13 protein-coding genes and 3 pseudogenes are annotated in these 15,129 nt (G+C 29.3%); 8 read left to right on the top strand and 8 right to left on the bottom strand.

The window, feature by feature from the left end:
• Positions 1–3 precede the first annotated feature (3 nt).
• Positions 4–1,302, bottom strand: a complete 1,299-nt coding sequence (gene rho / locus FBF21_RS06150; protein WP_002852852.1) for a transcription termination factor Rho — start codon at positions 1,300–1,302, stop codon at positions 4–6.
• A 108-nt stretch (positions 1,303–1,410) separates the two neighbouring features.
• On the opposite strand from rho, the gene FBF21_RS06145 reads away from it, so the two are divergent.
• The gene (locus FBF21_RS06145) at positions 1,411–3,768 is read left to right on the top strand and encodes a heavy metal translocating P-type ATPase (RefSeq protein ID WP_079263609.1); all 2,358 of its coding nucleotides are present in this window, start codon (positions 1,411–1,413) and stop codon (positions 3,766–3,768) included.
• Positions 3,765–3,971 (top strand): cbb3-type cytochrome oxidase assembly protein CcoS, encoded by a 207-nt coding sequence (ccoS, locus tag FBF21_RS06140; protein ID WP_002852798.1) that lies wholly within the window; start codon positions 3,765–3,767, stop codon positions 3,969–3,971. Before FBF21_RS06145 ends, ccoS begins: the two co-directional genes overlap by 4 nt.
• 22 nt (positions 3,972–3,993) lie before the next feature.
• Here the strand turns inward: ccoS and FBF21_RS06135 are convergent, their stop codons facing one another.
• Entirely contained in the window at positions 3,994–4,296 is a 303-nt protein-coding gene (locus FBF21_RS06135) for a cytochrome c (RefSeq protein WP_002852762.1), read from the bottom strand.
• An 80-nt stretch (positions 4,297–4,376) separates the two neighbouring features.
• Between FBF21_RS06135 and gmhB the strand changes: the two are divergent.
• From gmhB to gmhA, 4 genes and pseudogenes are all read left to right on the top strand, one after another.
• Positions 4,377–4,938 (top strand): annotated as a pseudogene (gmhB, locus tag FBF21_RS06130) (D-glycero-alpha-D-manno-heptose-1,7-bisphosphate 7-phosphatase).
• Positions 4,939–5,892 (top strand): ADP-glyceromanno-heptose 6-epimerase, encoded by a 954-nt coding sequence (gene rfaD, locus FBF21_RS06125; protein ID WP_002886910.1) that lies wholly within the window; start codon positions 4,939–4,941, stop codon positions 5,890–5,892.
• Positions 5,885–7,270, top strand: a complete 1,386-nt coding sequence (gene rfaE1 / locus FBF21_RS06120) for a D-glycero-beta-D-manno-heptose-7-phosphate kinase (protein WP_002910336.1) — start codon at positions 5,885–5,887, stop codon at positions 7,268–7,270. The genes rfaD and rfaE1 overlap by 8 nt, the downstream gene beginning before the upstream one ends.
• Complete coding sequence (gene gmhA / locus FBF21_RS06115; RefSeq protein ID WP_002876196.1) at positions 7,267–7,827, top strand: D-sedoheptulose 7-phosphate isomerase; 561 nt, start codon at positions 7,267–7,269, stop codon at positions 7,825–7,827. The genes rfaE1 and gmhA overlap by 4 nt, the downstream gene beginning before the upstream one ends.
• On the opposite strand, the gene waaF is transcribed toward gmhA, so the two are convergent.
• Entirely contained in the window at positions 7,808–8,767 is a 960-nt protein-coding gene (waaF, locus tag FBF21_RS06110; protein WP_002876195.1) for a lipopolysaccharide heptosyltransferase II, read from the bottom strand. The two genes, gmhA and waaF, sit on opposite strands and share 20 nt — an antisense overlap.
• A gap of 58 nt (positions 8,768–8,825) precedes the next feature.
• On the opposite strand from waaF, the gene FBF21_RS06105 reads away from it, so the two are divergent.
• The gene (locus FBF21_RS06105) at positions 8,826–9,650 is read left to right on the top strand and encodes a glycosyltransferase family 2 protein (RefSeq protein WP_052796721.1); all 825 of its coding nucleotides are present in this window, start codon (positions 8,826–8,828) and stop codon (positions 9,648–9,650) included.
• A pseudogene (locus FBF21_RS06100) lies at positions 9,634–10,483 on the top strand (glycosyltransferase). The gene FBF21_RS06105 and the pseudogene FBF21_RS06100 overlap by 17 nt, the downstream one beginning before the upstream one ends.
• On the opposite strand, the gene FBF21_RS09465 reads toward FBF21_RS06100, so the two are convergent.
• The 5 genes and pseudogenes from FBF21_RS09465 to FBF21_RS06075 all read right to left on the bottom strand — a co-directional run bounded on the left by FBF21_RS09465 (position 10,478) and on the right by FBF21_RS06075 (position 15,093).
• The gene (locus FBF21_RS09465) at positions 10,478–11,140 is read right to left on the bottom strand and encodes an N-acylneuraminate cytidylyltransferase (RefSeq protein WP_002881429.1); all 663 of its coding nucleotides are present in this window, start codon (positions 11,138–11,140) and stop codon (positions 10,478–10,480) included. The pseudogene FBF21_RS06100 and the gene FBF21_RS09465 overlap by 6 nt on opposite strands.
• 33 nt (positions 11,141–11,173) lie before the next feature.
• Positions 11,174–12,088, bottom strand: a pseudogene (locus FBF21_RS09460) (beta-1,4-N-acetylgalactosaminyltransferase); the annotation flags it as partial.
• Positions 12,085–13,200, bottom strand: a complete 1,116-nt coding sequence (gene neuC, locus FBF21_RS06085; protein ID WP_002858400.1) for a UDP-N-acetylglucosamine 2-epimerase — start codon at positions 13,198–13,200, stop codon at positions 12,085–12,087. The pseudogene FBF21_RS09460 and the gene neuC, both read right to left, overlap by 4 nt.
• The gene (gene neuB1 / locus FBF21_RS06080; RefSeq protein WP_002858213.1) at positions 13,197–14,228 is read right to left on the bottom strand and encodes a sialic acid synthase; all 1,032 of its coding nucleotides are present in this window, start codon (positions 14,226–14,228) and stop codon (positions 13,197–13,199) included. Before neuB1 ends, neuC begins: the two co-directional genes overlap by 4 nt.
• Positions 14,209–15,093 (bottom strand): alpha-2,3-sialyltransferase, encoded by an 885-nt coding sequence (locus FBF21_RS06075; protein WP_002858290.1) that lies wholly within the window; start codon positions 15,091–15,093, stop codon positions 14,209–14,211. Before FBF21_RS06075 ends, neuB1 begins: the two co-directional genes overlap by 20 nt.
• Between the last annotated feature and the right edge of the window lie 36 nt (positions 15,094–15,129).

Below are 15,129 nucleotides of genomic sequence, written 5' to 3'. Positions count from 1 at the left end.
TTTCTACTCGTTCATTATAGATAAAAGTTCTACATTGTCTTTGGTTTTAAGCATTTTAGAATATAAAAATTTCAACGCTTCAACATCATCCATTTGAGAAATCGCTGAACGGATTGCCCAAATTTTTTGAAGATTTGCTACGCCTTGGAGCAATTCTTCTTTTCTTGTTCCTGATTTGATGATATTAATCGCAGGATAAATTCTTCTATCGGCGATATTTCTATCAAGAACTATTTCGCTATTTCCTGTGCCTTTAAATTCTTCAAAAATCACATCATCCATTCTTGAACCTGTATCAATTAAAGCTGTAGCAACTATGGTTAAAGAGCCTCCATTTTCTATATTTCTAGCTGCACCAAAGAAGCGTTTTGGCTTGTGTAGGGCATTAGCATCCACTCCGCCGCTTAGGACTTTTCCACTGCTTGGAGTTGCGGTGTTATAAGCACGTGCCAGTCTTGTGATACTATCAAGTAAGATGATAACATCTTTGCCTGTTTCTACCATTCTTTTGGCTTTTTCTATCACGAGTTCGGCTACACGCACATGATTATAAGCAGGTAAATCAAAAGTAGAACTAAAAACTTCGCCTTTTACACATCTTTGCATATCGGTAACTTCTTCAGGCCTTTCATCGACTAAAAGTACGATTAAATGCATTTCTGGGTGGTTTTTTGCAATAGCAGTAGCAAGTTCTTTCATAAGCTCTGTTTTACCTGTGCGTGGTGGAGCAACGATAAGCCCGCGTTGTCCTTTTCCTATAGGAGTAAAAAGATCCAAAACACGACCTGTAAGCTTCATTGCATCGTATTCGAGTTTGATTTTTTCTGTTGGAAAAATAGGGGTTAAGTTATCAAACAAAGGTCTTTCTTTGGCTTCTTGCAAAGGCAGATAATTGATCGCTTCGATTTTTAAAAGAGCGTAGTATTTTTCTTGATCTTTTGGTTCTCTAACTTGTCCTGTAACGATATCGCCTACACGCAGAGCAAATTTTTTAATTTGTGAATTTGAAACATAAGCGTCATTAACACTATCGCTAAGATTAGAGTCCATACCTCTTAAAAAGCCATAACCTTCGGAAGAAATTTCTAAAATCCCTGTAAAAAGTATAAAACCGCCTTTTTTTGTTTGTGCTTTTAAAATTTCAAAAATAAGTTCTTGGCGGCGAAATTCTCTTGGGTTTTCGATTTCACATTCATTAGCGATTTTAACTAGATTTTCTAAATCTAATAATTTTAATTCTTCGATTTTATAACCTTCCACTGGAACGTGGGTTCTTTGATGTTGTTTTTTTTCTTTTTCCATAAGTCCTCGTAAGATTTAGCAGAATAATTTTTGTAAAATGTGATTTTAATAAAAAAATGCACTTTTTGTCAAATTTGTTTATAATTATAAAAAATATTTTTTTAAAGAATGATTATGAAATGTGAACATTGCAAACTTGATTATAAACAAGCCCAAATGATAGAGTATAAGGGTAAATTTTTTTGTTGTAAAGGTTGTAAGAGCGTTTGGGAAATTTTACATGAAAGTGGATTAGATGAGTTTTATGAAAAGCTTGGAAATCAAACTTTAAGCCCTGTAAATTTTCAAAATGAAATGAAAAATTATGATGAGTTTATCACTAAAACCAAAGAAGGATTTAGTGAAATTTATCTCATGATACACGGTATAGAATGTGCAGCTTGTGTGTGGCTTAATGAGAAAATTTTAACCAAACAAGAAGGAATTTTAGAACTTGATATTAATCATTTAAACCATAAAGCACGCATTGTTTTTGATGAGCAAAGCATTTCTTTGGTGCAAATTTTAAGACTTATTGAAAGCATAGGCTATAAAGCGAGTGCTTATGATGCGAGCAAGGCTTCAAAAAAAGCGGATTTACTAAAAAGGGAATTTTATTCTAAGCTTGTTGTGGCTATAGCTTGTGTGATGAATATCATGTGGATAGCAGTGGCAAAATACGCAGGATTTTTTAGCGGTATGGATAAGGACACTAAGGATATTTTAAATTTTGCTGAATTTATCCTTTGTTCTCCTGTGCTTTTTTATACGGGATCTCATTTTTATAAAAGTGCTTTTAAAACTTTAAAAATGCATAGTTTAAATATGGATGTATTGGTGATTAGCGGAGCGAGTTTGGCTTATGTTTATTCTTTATGGGCCATGTTTTTTAGGGTAGGGGAAGTGTATTTTGACTCTGTGGCGATGATAATTTGCTTTGTTTTTATAGGTAAATATCTTGAGATGTTTAGCAAAAAGCGTGCTTTAGATACCATAGATGGGCTTAATGATTTTTTACAAAATGAAGTTTTAGTTTTCAATGGTAAAGAATTTGCTCCTAAAGAAGTTCAAAAGGTTTGTTTAGGGGATAGAATTTTGCTTAAAACTGGAGATAAAATTTTAATCGATGGGATTTGTAAAAGTGGTGAAATGAGTGTGGATACTTCTTCTTTAAATGGAGAAAATACCCCAAAACTCATACAAAAAGAAGATGAAATTTTTTCAGCTTGTATAGTGCTTGATGGAAGTGTGGAGTATGAAGCAACAAAGCTTTACAAGGATTCAAAACTCAGTCAAATTATCCAGCTTTTAGAACTTGCAAGTTCTAAAAAAGCAAAACTTGAAAGTTTGGTCAATAGTCTTTTGGCTTATTTTTCTAGAACGGTTTTATTGATCGCTTTTATTTGTTTTGCTTTTTGGTTTTTTTATAAAGAAGAGAGTTTCGAAATTTCTTTAGTCAATGCGATTGCAGTTTTGATTATCGCTTGTCCTTGTGCTTTGGCTTTAGCAACGCCAGTGAGCAATCTTGTGGCTTTAGGTAGGGCTTTAAAAAAGCATATTTTATTTAAAAGTTCTAGCGTGATAGAAGATTTAAGCAAATGTGATTGTGTGGTATTTGATAAAACGGGTATTTTAACCAAAATAGAGCTTGAACTTAAAGAGGTTTTTTTAGATAAAGCGCTTGATTTAAACGAGCTTTATAATTTTGTAAAACTTTCTAAACATCCTATCTCTCAAAATATTGTGTTATATTTAAAGCAAAAAGGAGCTAAGGATTTAAATTTGGATTTTAAAAAGCATTCGAGTATTCAAGCTAAAGGTTTAAGTGCTGAGTTAAATGAAGGGTTGCTTTTAGGCGGAAGTTCTAAATTTTTGCAAGAAAAGGGTATTGTGGCTAAAGAATTTGATAATACGCATTTTATTTTTGCCAAGGAAGGTAAAATTTTAGCTTTTTTTGAGTTTGATAGTGTTTTAAGAGAAGGTGCAAAAGAGCTTATCGCTTATCTTAAAAAAGAAAAGAAAGAATTAATGATACTCAGTGGCGATCATCAAAAAGCAGTGGAAAAAATCGCTAAAAAGTTAGAAATTCAAAATTATCAAGCTTCTTGTTTGCCTGAAGATAAGATGAAAACTATAGAAAATTTAAGTAAAAATTACAAAGTTTTATTTGTAGGTGATGGGGTAAATGATGCACTAGCTTTAAAATACGCAAGTGTTTCAATGACTTTAAGAGAAGGAAGTGATCTAGCTATAGAAAGTAGTGATGTTTTGCTTTTGAAAAATGACTTGCTTTCTTTAAAAAAAGCCATCAAATTATCTAAAAACACCTTTAAAATTATCAAGCAAAATCTTGCTTTTTCTTTGTTTTATAATGCTTGCACCATACCTTTGGCTTTTTTGGGTATGATAAATCCTTTATTTGCTGCTATTTCTATGTCTTTTAGTAGTATAATAGTCGTTTTAAATGCTTTAAGGATTAAAGAATGAATAGTATAATCATGATGATGATAGGAGTTTCTATCTTAGCGTTTTTTATCATTTTGGCAACTTTGCTTTGGGGGATTAAAAATAAGCAATTTGATGATGATTATAAATTTACTACTTTAAATGATGATGAGGATTCTTTGCGTGATGCTATAGAATTAGAAAGGCGTAAAAAAGAAGCTTTGGATAAAAAAAGGCTTTCTTAAAAAGGAAAGCCTTTTTTAGAAATTATTTTAAAGTTTCAATATGAGCTTCAATAGCTTTAAAATCTTCTTCAGTTAAACCTTTAAGGTTAAGTTTCATGATCGCACCTTGACCATAAGCATTTCTTTTGCCTTCTGAATATTCTTTCATGTATTGAAGTCTTTCAGCAGAAGAAAGAGTTTTTAAAGCTGGAACTTTGTTTAAGTAAACTTTGTCAGCATTTGCACCATGGCATACTGCACATTTTTTAAAAAGTGTAGCACCATCTGCAGCAAAAGCAGAAACACCAAGACATGCCAAAGCAGAAACTACTAATAATTTTTTCATTTGATTTCTCCTCAGTAAAAATTAGATTGCCAGATATTATATATCTTTATTTTTATAAAAATCTTAAGAAAATAAAGATAATGTTTATTTTCTTTTCAAAAAAGCTATATTATAATGTTTTTTATGAAAACAAAAGCATTATTTTTAGATAGAGACGGTGTGATTAATATAGATAAAAAATATGTCTATAAAATAGAAGATTTTGAATTTTGTGATGGAATTTTTGAACTTTGTAGATATTTTTTAGCTAAAAAATATTTGCTTTTTATAGCGACAAATCAATCAGGCATTGCAAGAGGATATTATAAGGAAAGTGATTTTTTTAAGCTTTGTGATTATATGCTTAAAGAATTTACTAAACAAGGTATAAAAATTGATAAAATTTATCATTGTCCGCATTTAGAAGGTTGTGAATGTCGCAAACCTAAAGCAGGAATGCTTTTAAAAGCAAAAGATGAGTTTAATTTAGATATGAAAAATTCTATTTTTATCGGAGATAATCTAAGCGATATGCAAGCAGGGTTAAATGCTAATATTGGCACTTTGATTTTGGTAAATGAAGAAAAAAAAGAAGGCGATTTTTTTAGACAATTTAAAAATTTAAAAGAAATTTTGAGTTTTTTTAAAGAAAAGGACATTTAAATGAGAGTAACAATCACAGGTGGTGCAGGATTTATAGGTTCGCAACTGGCTTTAAATTTGCAAGAAAAACATGAAATTTTAATCATTGATAAAATGCGTAGCAGTGCGACTTTTGAAAATGGAAATTTACAAAGTTTTGGACATTTTAAAAATTTACTTGAATTTGATGGAGAACTTTTTGCAGGCGATATTAACGATGAAAAAGTTTTAAAAAAGATTGAAGATTTTAAGCCAGAGATTATTTTTCATCAAGCAGCAATTTCAGACACTACGGTTTTTGATCAAACTAAGGTTTTGCAAACCAATTTAAATACTTTTAAAGATTTTATAGAACTTAGCATAGATCTTAATGCAAAGCTTATTTATGCAAGTTCAGCTTCGGTTTATGGTGATGCAAAAAGTCCACAAACTGTAGGTAAGGATGAAGAACCAAAAAATCCTTATGCTTTTTCAAAATTGATGATGGATAAGTTAGCGAAAAAATATTACGATAAAGCTCATTTGGTAGGACTTAGATATTTTAATGTTTATGGAAAAGGCGAATTTTATAAAGACAAAACCGCTTCTATGGTTTTACAATTTGGCCATCAAATTTTAGCAGGAAAAAATCCACGCTTGTTTGAAAGAAGTGATCAAATTTATAGAGATTTTACTTATATTAAAGATGTTATTAATGCCAATTTAATCGCCCTTGATTCAAAATGCGGGGTTTATAATGTAGGCAGTGGTAAAGCAAGAACCTTTCAAGATATAGTCGATATTTTGCAAAAAGAGTTAAAGACTGATTTGCCTTGTGAATATATCCCAAATCCTTATGTAAAATCTTATCAATTCCATACTGAAGCAAAACTAGATCAAACTTGGGATTATCAACCAAAATTTAGTCTTGAAGAGGGGATTAAAGATTATTTAGATGAGATAAAAAGACTTTTTGAAAAGGAAGTAAATGCTTGAGTTTTTAAGCCAGCAAAAACCTAAAATTTTGATTATAGGGGATTTTATGGTGGATAATTATACTTGGTGTGATTGTTCGCGTATCAGTCCTGAAGCCCCTGTTTTGGTAGCTAAAACTCTTAAGGAAGATAAAAGATTAGGCGGGGCTGCGAATGTTTATGCAAATTTAAAAAGTTTAGGGGCTGATGTTTTTGCGCTTGGTGTTGTGGGTGATGATGAGAGTGGGAAATTTTTACAAGAAAATTTAAAAGGAGAATTTTTGATCCAAAAAGAACGCAAAACCCCTTTTAAAAATCGCATTATGGCACACAATCAGCAGGTTTTAAGACTAGATGAAGAAGATACAAGTGAGATTTTGCTTGAAAATGAACTTATAGTTTTATTTGATGAAAAGATTAAAGATTTTAAAGCTGTGGTTTTAAGCGATTATGCTAAGGGTATTTTAACGCCTAAGGTTTGCAAGGCTGTGATAAAAAAGGCTAAGGCTTTAAATATTCCTGTTTTAGTTGATCCTAAAGGCAGTGATTTTAGTAAATATAGCGGTGCAACCTTACTCACGCCTAATAAAAAAGAAGCTTTAGAAGCTTTGAAATTTGAAAATTTAGAGGGTGAAAATTTAGAAAAAGGGATTAAAAAATTAAAAGAAGATTTTTCTTTGCGTTATTCTATCATCACTCTTTCAGAAGTGGGGATTGCGCTTTTTGATGAGGGTTTAAAAATCGCACCTGCTAAAGCCTTAGAAGTTTATGATGTAACAGGAGCGGGTGATAGTGTGATTGCCGTTTTGGCTTTTTGTTTGGCAAATGGGATTGAAATTTTTAAAGCTTGTGAATTTGCCAATGAAGCTGCAGCCGTTGTGGTAAGTAAAATAGGTAGTGTGAGTGTGAGTTTTGATGAGATTAGAAGTTTTAAAAGTATGAGTTTTGAGAAAAAGATCAAAAATAAAGAAGAGCTTTTAACGCTTTTAAAACAAAATGATAAAAAGATTGTTTTTACAAATGGTTGTTTTGATATCGTGCATTTTGGACATATAAAATATCTTGAGAAAGCTAAAAGATTAGGCGATGTTTTGATTGTGGGCTTAAACTCAGATGCGAGTGTGAAAAGACTCAAAGGCGAGAGTCGTCCTGTAAATTCAGAGTTTCAAAGAGCTTGTATGTTGGCAGCTTTTTATTTTGTAGATTTTGTAGTGATTTTTGATGAAAACACACCTTTAGAACTTATAAGCTTTTTAAAGCCTGATATTTTGGTTAAAGGAGCTGATTATAAAGATAAACTTGTTGTAGGTTCAAATTTGGTTTCAAGAGTTGAATTAATCGATTTTGAAGAAGGATTTAGTACGAGCAAGATTATAGAAAAGATTAAGGATAAAAAATGATAAATTTAGTAGAAAAAGAATGGCAAGAACATCAAAAAATCGTTCAAGAAAGTGAAATTTTAAAAGGACAAATCGCTAAAGTAGGTGAGCTTTTATGTGAATGTCTTAAAAAAGGTGGTAAAATTTTAATTTGCGGAAATGGTGGAAGTGCAGCTGATGCACAGCATTTTGCAGCTGAACTTAGTGGGCGTTATAAAAAAGAACGCAAAGCTTTAGCAGGCATAGCGCTTACAACAGATACTTCAGCGCTTAGTGCTATAGGAAATGACTATGGTTTTGAGTTTGTTTTTTCAAGACAAGTAGAAGCTTTAGGAAATGAAAATGATGTTTTAATCGGTATTTCAACGAGCGGAAAAAGCCCTAATGTTTTAGAAGCTTTAAAAAAAGCAAAAGAGCTTAATATGCTTTGTTTAGGGCTTAGCGGAAAGGGTGGTGGAATGATGAATAAGCTTTGTGATTATAATCTTGTTGTGCCAAGTGATGATACGGCTAGAATTCAAGAAATGCACATTTTAATCATACACACACTTTGTCAGATCATCGATGAGAGTTTTTAAGTAAATTTCTAGCCTCTTCTATAACCCTTTGAGGCTTTAGATCTTTCATGCATTTGTGGTGTTTTAAAGGGCAGGTTTTTTGCATACAAGGCATACAAGCTAGATCTAAATGCACTAATATTGCGTTTTCATTTTGCCAAGGTGAAGTTTGAGTAAATTTCGTAGGGCCAAAAATAGCTACGGTTTTTACCTTATAAACCGCACTTATGTGCATAGGACCACTGTCATTTGTGATGAAAAGATCGCAAAAAGCGATATTTTGACAAAGGGTTTTGATGGTGGTTTTGTTGCAAAGATTTTTTACTTTTATGTTTTGTTCTTTTAAAATTTGATAAATTTCATTACAAAGTTCTTGTTCGGATTTTCCTGCGCCAAAGATTAAAATTTCATGACTTTGGCTGAAATTTAAAGCCACTTTAGCAAAATAACTCGCATCCCATCTTTTTGCACTTCCAAAGCTTGCGCCAGGATTGAGTCCTAGAATTTTTTTACCATTTTTTAAGACAAGAGGGTCTTGAAGTTTTAGCTTAAAGGGAAGCTTTAAGTCTTTAGAATGAGCTTTTATACTAAGTGAGTTTTCTATAAAATAAAGGTATTTTAAAACTTGATGTTCTTCTTTGTGCTTGTTTTTGTCAAAAAAATATCTTTGTTTTGTTTTAAGGATATGCAAGATAATCTTAGAAGAAAACGCAGATCTAAAAGCAAAGCTAAGATCGATCTTACCAAGTTCTTTGCGTAAAGATAGGGCTTGTTTATAGCGAGATTGTTTATTTTCTATGATGATTTTAGAATTAGGAAATTCTTTAAAAAGTGCTGTGGAAACTAAAGAGCCATAAAGGATAAATTGGGCATTTTTAAAATGTTCTTTTATAGCGTATAAAGCAGGTGAAGCCATCACTGCATCGCCCAGCCAAGTGGGAAGATGTATAAAAATTTTCATAAATTTCCTAAACTTTGATAGAATTGTTTTTATTATTTTAACAAAATTTAGGAAAAATATGCCACAACTTTCGATCATAATCCCGCTTTTTAATTCTTGTGATTTTATTTCAAGGGCTTTACAAAGTTGTATAAATCAGACTTTAAAAGATATTGAAATTTTGATTATCGATGATAAAAGTAAAGATAATAGTTTAAATATGGTTTTAGAATTTGCTAAAAAAGATCCAAGGATAAAAATCTTTCAAAATGAAGAAAATTTGGGCACTTTTGCAAGTAGAAATTTGGGAGTTTTGCATTCTAGTTCTGATTTTATAATGTTTTTAGATAGTGATGATTTTTTAACTCTTGATGCTTGTAAAATAGCGCTTAAAGAGATGAAAAAAGGTTTTGATTTGCTTTGCTTTGATGCTTTTGTACATAGGGTAAAAACCAAGCAATTTTATCGTTTTAAACAAGATGAAGTTTTGAATCAAAAGGAATTTTTAGAATTCTTAAGCAAACAAAGGCATTTTTGCTGGTCGGTTTGGGCGAAGTGTTTTAGAAAAGATATCATCTTAAAAAATTTTGAAAAGGTTAAAATCGATGAGCGTTTGAGTTATGGCGAAGATGTGCTTTTTTGTTATGTTTATTTTATGTTTTGTGAGAAAATAGCTGTTTTTAAAACTTGCATTTATCATTATGAATTTAATCCAAATGGAAGATATGAAAACAAAAATAAAGAAATTTTATGGCAGAATTATCAAGATAAAAAGAAAAGCAATGAACTTGTAAAAAAGCTTTGTTTAAACTTTAAAAATAATGATTTTCATAAGAAGTTGTTTGAGGTTTTAGAGAAAGAAGAATTTGATTTACAAAGAAGGGTTGATGAAGCAAGAAATTAGTAGTTTTTGGTATACACCTAGAGGTTATAAAGGTATTGGTTTAATGGAGCTTTTATCTATAAAATCTTTTATAGATAATGGTTATAAATTTATACTTTATACTTATAATTTAGATGATAAAATTTTTAAAAAATTAGATGAATTATTTGATGATTTTGAATTAAAAGATGCAAATGAAATTGTTTCTTTTAAAAATTATTTTAGAGACGATAGGGGATCTGGAGTAGCAGCGTTTAGTGATTATTTTAGATACAATTTACTTTATCTTAAAAAAAAAAAGGGGGGGGGTATGGGTAGATCTTGATATGATATGTTTAAATTATATTGATTTAAATGAAGAATATATCTTTACACAAGAAGTGGATGAAGATAATAAAAAATCAAGAATCACAACATCCTTTTTAAAATTTTCTCGATATTCAGATTTTGGAAAAAATCTTATACAAGAAGCAGAAAAAATCATTAATAAAAGAAAAAAAATCTCGTGGGGTGTTATAGGACCTTGGTTTTTAGCTGATCATGTAAAAAAATGTGGTTTAGAAAATTTTGTTTGGGATTATAAAAGAACTTGTCAGATTCCATGGTGTAATGTAAAAATTTTTTTAGATAATACTTCAATAGATATCAGTCAACCTTTCTTACATTTATTTTCAGAAATGTGGAGATTAAATAATATGGAGAAAAATACTTTTCATCAAATGGGAGTTTATGGACAACTTTTAAAAAAACATGAGATAGAAAAATTATATAATCAGATAAATACTTGTTTAAAAACATCAATGCTAGATAATATAGCATCCTTTTTAACCAAGTTTTTTATAAAAAAATTATAAGAAGCTTATATTATTAACTCTTTTTAAATCCTCTGTTGTATCTATATCCAAACTAGCTTTTTCGTCCATTATATAGCAACTTGTTTTTTCTTGTAGAAAAGTTGGGTTATTTAAAAATAAATTTGACTTTACTATATAAATTGCACCATTACTCATATAAGTTTTTGGTAATTTTTGTCTAGGCATAAATGGATATTTGTTATCACAAATTCCTTTTAAGTTACCATTATCATCTATAAAAGCTTTTAAAATTTTATTATCACATTCTACAACACTTATTAATGCATTTGAGTTTTCATTTTTAAATTTTAAAAAAGCTTCATCTATATGTACATTTGTCCTTAAAGGAGAAGTGGGTTGTAATAAAACAATATTTTCATAATCTTTATAAAAACTCAAGGTATGCAATACAACCTTATCACTAGTTGTATCATCTAGCGCTAATTCTTTAGGTCTTTTTAACACATCTACACCTTGAGTTTGTCCATATTCTAATATATCATCGCCATCACTACTTAAAACAATTTTATCTACATACTTTGAATTTTTTGCTGCATTGATAGTATAATACAACAAAGGCCTATCATGCAAAAGAGCTAAATTTTTATTTTTTATACCTTTTGAACCAGCTCGAGCAGGTATTATAGCTAAAGTCATTTTTTTACCACTCAATTTAAATTTATCTAATATTTCACGAATTACTTTTTCATCAAGCATTGTATAATTTATTTTCTTTATTTTTCTATGTCTATAATGGATTTTTTTAAAATCTTCTAAAGTTAAAGCATCCAAATGTTTTTGATAATCATTTCTATGATATTTTAAAGCAGGAAAATGCCATTGAAGTAATTCTGCTTGTAAGATTTTTATATGTTTGGGTATAATTTGCTGTTCAGAATACAATTCTTTCACAGTTTTTTCAGGATCAATCCACTGACTTTGCTTTGAAACCATTCTTTCTATAAATACACTATTGCACTTTTGAATTAACAATTGATCCCCTCCATCGATAAAACCACATTCTCCTATATTTTGAATTACAATTTTATCTAGTATTAAAAAATTAATTCTTGGAAATCTAACAGCAGTATTTTTTGATGCCATATAAAAACTCTTATATAATTTTTTTGCATCATAGTAATGATCCACATCTATTTTTATAAGCCACTCATCTTGCGGTATAAAACTAGCTACATAGTTATAATAACTATGAAGTTTATTTTCTTCGCTTTGCGGATTTTCAATTTGCACCTCATGGGGATATTTTACTGGTATAAACGAAGGGTATTGTTTGCAAAATTCCAAAATAATTTCTTCACTTCCATCAGTACAATCATTATATCCTATAACACCTCTTTGTATGGCAGGTAACATACTTTCAAGTGATACTCTTAAAGTAGTGGCTTCATTTTTTACTCTTATAAAAGCCCATGGATTTAAAGGAGATTTTGTATCTTTTGAGTTTGGATCAAAATCAAAAAAACCTTTATGCTTTTCATTGTAGATTTTTTTATTTAAGTTTAAAAAATATTCATTATCAAATTTTAATTTTTTATCAATTTTAAGCAATCTTAAAAAAGCTATAATTTTATAAAACAAAGTCATTTTTTATCCATGAATATTTTTTGCTTGTTTATAGTAAATAAAATATTATTTTTCAATAACCTATAAAATTGCTCAGAACTATTTAAAATTTCTAGTCTTTTATTTGTAATATTAGTGCATTTACTAGTATTTAAAATCGCTTCCAATATATCCTTTTCCTCTGCATTTACTCTTATTGTTTTATTAATGTCAGTTCTACCATCTTGTCTTGAACCAACTAAAATTCCATTTATATTAAGATATAAAGCTTCTTTTATTATACAACTTGAATTTCCTATGATAAAATTGGCATTTTTTAGCAAACTTATAAAATACTCAAATCTTAAAGAAGGAAAAATTTTAAATCTTTCATTATTTTTTAGCCTTTCATAATTTTGCAAAATTAATTCAAATCCTAAATCATTATTTGGATAAATAACTATATAATTTTTTTCACTTTTTATAAGAGCATTTACAAATTCTTCACTTTGTTTATATAAAGAGTTTATTTCGGTTGTAATTGGATGAAATATAGCTATGGCATAATTTTTAAATTTTATATCATAATATTTTTTTGCTTCATCTAAAGATATAGTATTATTTAGCAATTCTAAATCAGGAGAACCTATAATAAAAATAGATTTCTCATCTTCACCCATTTGTATTAATCTTTTTTTTGCTATTTCATCATTTACTAAATGAATATGTGCTAATTTACTAATAGCATGTCTTAAACTCTCATCTATAGTTCCTGAAAGCTCTCCGCCTTCTATATGTGCCACTAAGATATTATTTAAACTTCCTACTATAGCAGCAGCTAAAGGCTCCACTCTATCACCATGCACTACTATTAAATCAGGCTCTATCTCATGTATAAATTTAGAAAAACCATCTATTGTTGATGATAAAGCCTTATCCATCTGATAATACTTATCGTGATTTATATATTTATATATATTTTTAAAACCACATTTTTCTATTTCCATATAAGTAGAACCAAACTTTTTACTCATATGCATACCGGTTACAAATATAAATAATTCAAATTCATTTGAATTTTCAACTTTCATCATTAGAGATTTTATTTTAGAAAAATCAGCTCTAGTTCCGCTAACAAAAACTATTTTTTTCATTCAAAATCATCCCATGTTAGTTGTATATTATTTTTTATATCTTTTTTTGCTCTTTTTCCAAGTATGGCTTCAAAATCCTTTGCACTTATACCACCTTTTGAAGGTCTTTTTACCCAAATATTATCCATAGATAAAATTTCACCCTTTTTTATATCTTTAATACTTACTACACTAGCAAATGCAAAATCAATGGTCACTTGCTCTTCTTTTAAAGGATTTTTATTATTATCGCCTCTTAAAAGCACCATTTCTTGTGTTTGATTTATAAGATCTTTTAAAGTGCTTTCATCCATAGAGCAAACTATATCAGGGCCTTTTCTGTCCATGGTATCTGTAAAGTGTCTTTCTAGTACACTTGCTCCAAGAGCTATTGCACCTATACATGCAAGATTGTTTGTGGTATGATCACTAAGTCCATAAAGACAATTAAACTCTTTATATAATTCTAACATAGCTTGTAATCTTACTAAGTGCGATGGAGTAGGATATAAATTTGTAGTATGAAGCAAAACAAAAGGTATTTCATAATCTCTAAGTATCTTAACTGTGGGTTTTATACTTTCTATGCTATTCATTCCGGTGCTTATAATCATAGGTTTTTTAAATTGTGCTATATGTTTTATTAAAGGATAATTATTACATTCACCTGAGCCTATTTTATAAGCACTTACACCCATATCTTCTAAACGATTTGCTGCAGCTCTACTAAATGGAGTGCTAAGATATACCAAACCTTGCTTCTCTACATACTCTTTTAAAGCTAGTTCATCTTTATAGTTTAATGCACATTGTTCCATAATCTCATAAATGCTAATATTTGCATTACCCGGTATAACATTTTTAGCCTCTTGGCTCATTTCATCTTCGACTATATGAGTTTGGTGTTTTATTATCTTAGCTCCTGCTCTTTTGGCCGCATCTACCATAAGTTTTGCTATTTCTAAACTACCATTGTGATTTATACCTATTTCAGGGATTATCAAAGGATTTTTCTGAGAAATAGTTAATTTATCTATTTTTATTTGCATATTTTTCCTTTAAGTAGTGTTTTATGTCACTTGGAAGTCTAATTAGATCTTTTATTAGCTTATAATGGAGATTTTCTTTTAACCTACTTTTTTTTCCATAATATCTTTCTTGTGCATACTTATCTGGTATCAATATATCATTTATATATTTTTTTGGTTTTTTACTCAATACAAAATCACTTCCAATATCCGGAGCCAATTTAAAATACTCATCTGAATTTAAACTATAAATATTCACATCATACCTTTTCATTAGATAATCTAAAGCTTGTAAATCACATGCCATTGAATGATTGATAAATTTGAATTTTTGATTTTTAAAACCAGTGCATTTATTTAATAAATTTTTTTTATTATTATCGAAGGCATATAAATTATTTGTATCTTGATAAAAATCAATACCACTTATATATATACTTTTATATCCCAGAGCCACAGCTGTAGCACACATATAAACTCCACTAGTAATTCTTTGCCTATTGTATATTTCATTATATTTAATATAGGCAAAAAAATCTTTAAGCTTTTTTATAATCTCATGACCTAAAAAAGCATCACTAAAGTATAATTCAAAATTATCAACAAATTGAAATCCATCTATGTATTCTAAATTAATAGTAGAACAAACTATATTTTCTATGTTATATTCTTCGTTTTGTATAAGTTTTTTACTAGTATAGTATTGTTCAAAAAACACAAAAGGATTAAAAAAAACATATTTTACATCTTTACCCACAAAATATCTATCTTCAAAATAAAACTGATTGCATCTAAATACATCAAATTGTTTTGGTAACCTTTTATAATCTATATTTTTTAAACTAGGTCCATTACCGCATACCAAAGCATTAATATTCATACTCATTTTATTACCTTAAATTTATAGTATAATTATATCAAA

This window comes from Campylobacter sp. CFSAN093238, from assembly GCF_012898015.1.
GTDB classification, from domain to species: Bacteria; Campylobacterota; Campylobacteria; order Campylobacterales; family Campylobacteraceae; genus Campylobacter_D; species Campylobacter_D jejuni.
This window is presented reverse-complemented; position numbering and strand designations above follow the sequence as displayed.

What these genes read in the sequence shown, in the direction of transcription:
- gmhA (WP_002876196.1), top strand. Translation starts at nt 7,267, where the DNA reads ATGATAAATTTAGTAGAAAAAGAATGGCAAGAACATCAAAAAATCGTT.
- waaF (WP_002876195.1), bottom strand. Translation starts at nt 8,767, where the DNA reads ATGAAAATTTTTATACATCTTCCCACTTGGCTGGGCGATGCAGTGATG.
- rho (WP_002852852.1), bottom strand. Translation starts at nt 1,302, where the DNA reads ATGGAAAAAGAAAAAAAACAACATCAAAGAACCCACGTTCCAGTGGAA.
- FBF21_RS06075 (WP_002858290.1), bottom strand. Translation starts at nt 15,093, where the DNA reads ATGAGTATGAATATTAATGCTTTGGTATGCGGTAATGGACCTAGTTTA.
- neuC (WP_002858400.1), bottom strand. Translation starts at nt 13,200, where the DNA reads ATGAAAAAAATAGTTTTTGTTAGCGGAACTAGAGCTGATTTTTCTAAA.
- FBF21_RS06105 (WP_052796721.1), top strand. Translation starts at nt 8,826, where the DNA reads ATGCCACAACTTTCGATCATAATCCCGCTTTTTAATTCTTGTGATTTT.
- rfaD (WP_002886910.1), top strand. Translation starts at nt 4,939, where the DNA reads ATGAGAGTAACAATCACAGGTGGTGCAGGATTTATAGGTTCGCAACTG.
- rfaE1 (WP_002910336.1), top strand. Translation starts at nt 5,885, where the DNA reads ATGCTTGAGTTTTTAAGCCAGCAAAAACCTAAAATTTTGATTATAGGG.
- FBF21_RS06145 (WP_079263609.1), top strand. Translation starts at nt 1,411, where the DNA reads ATGATTATGAAATGTGAACATTGCAAACTTGATTATAAACAAGCCCAA.
- neuB1 (WP_002858213.1), bottom strand. Translation starts at nt 14,228, where the DNA reads ATGCAAATAAAAATAGATAAATTAACTATTTCTCAGAAAAATCCTTTG.
- ccoS (WP_002852798.1), top strand. Translation starts at nt 3,765, where the DNA reads ATGAATAGTATAATCATGATGATGATAGGAGTTTCTATCTTAGCGTTT.
- FBF21_RS09465 (WP_002881429.1), bottom strand. Translation starts at nt 11,140, where the DNA reads ATGACTTTAGCTATAATACCTGCTCGAGCTGGTTCAAAAGGTATAAAA.
- FBF21_RS06135 (WP_002852762.1), bottom strand. Translation starts at nt 4,296, where the DNA reads ATGAAAAAATTATTAGTAGTTTCTGCTTTGGCATGTCTTGGTGTTTCT.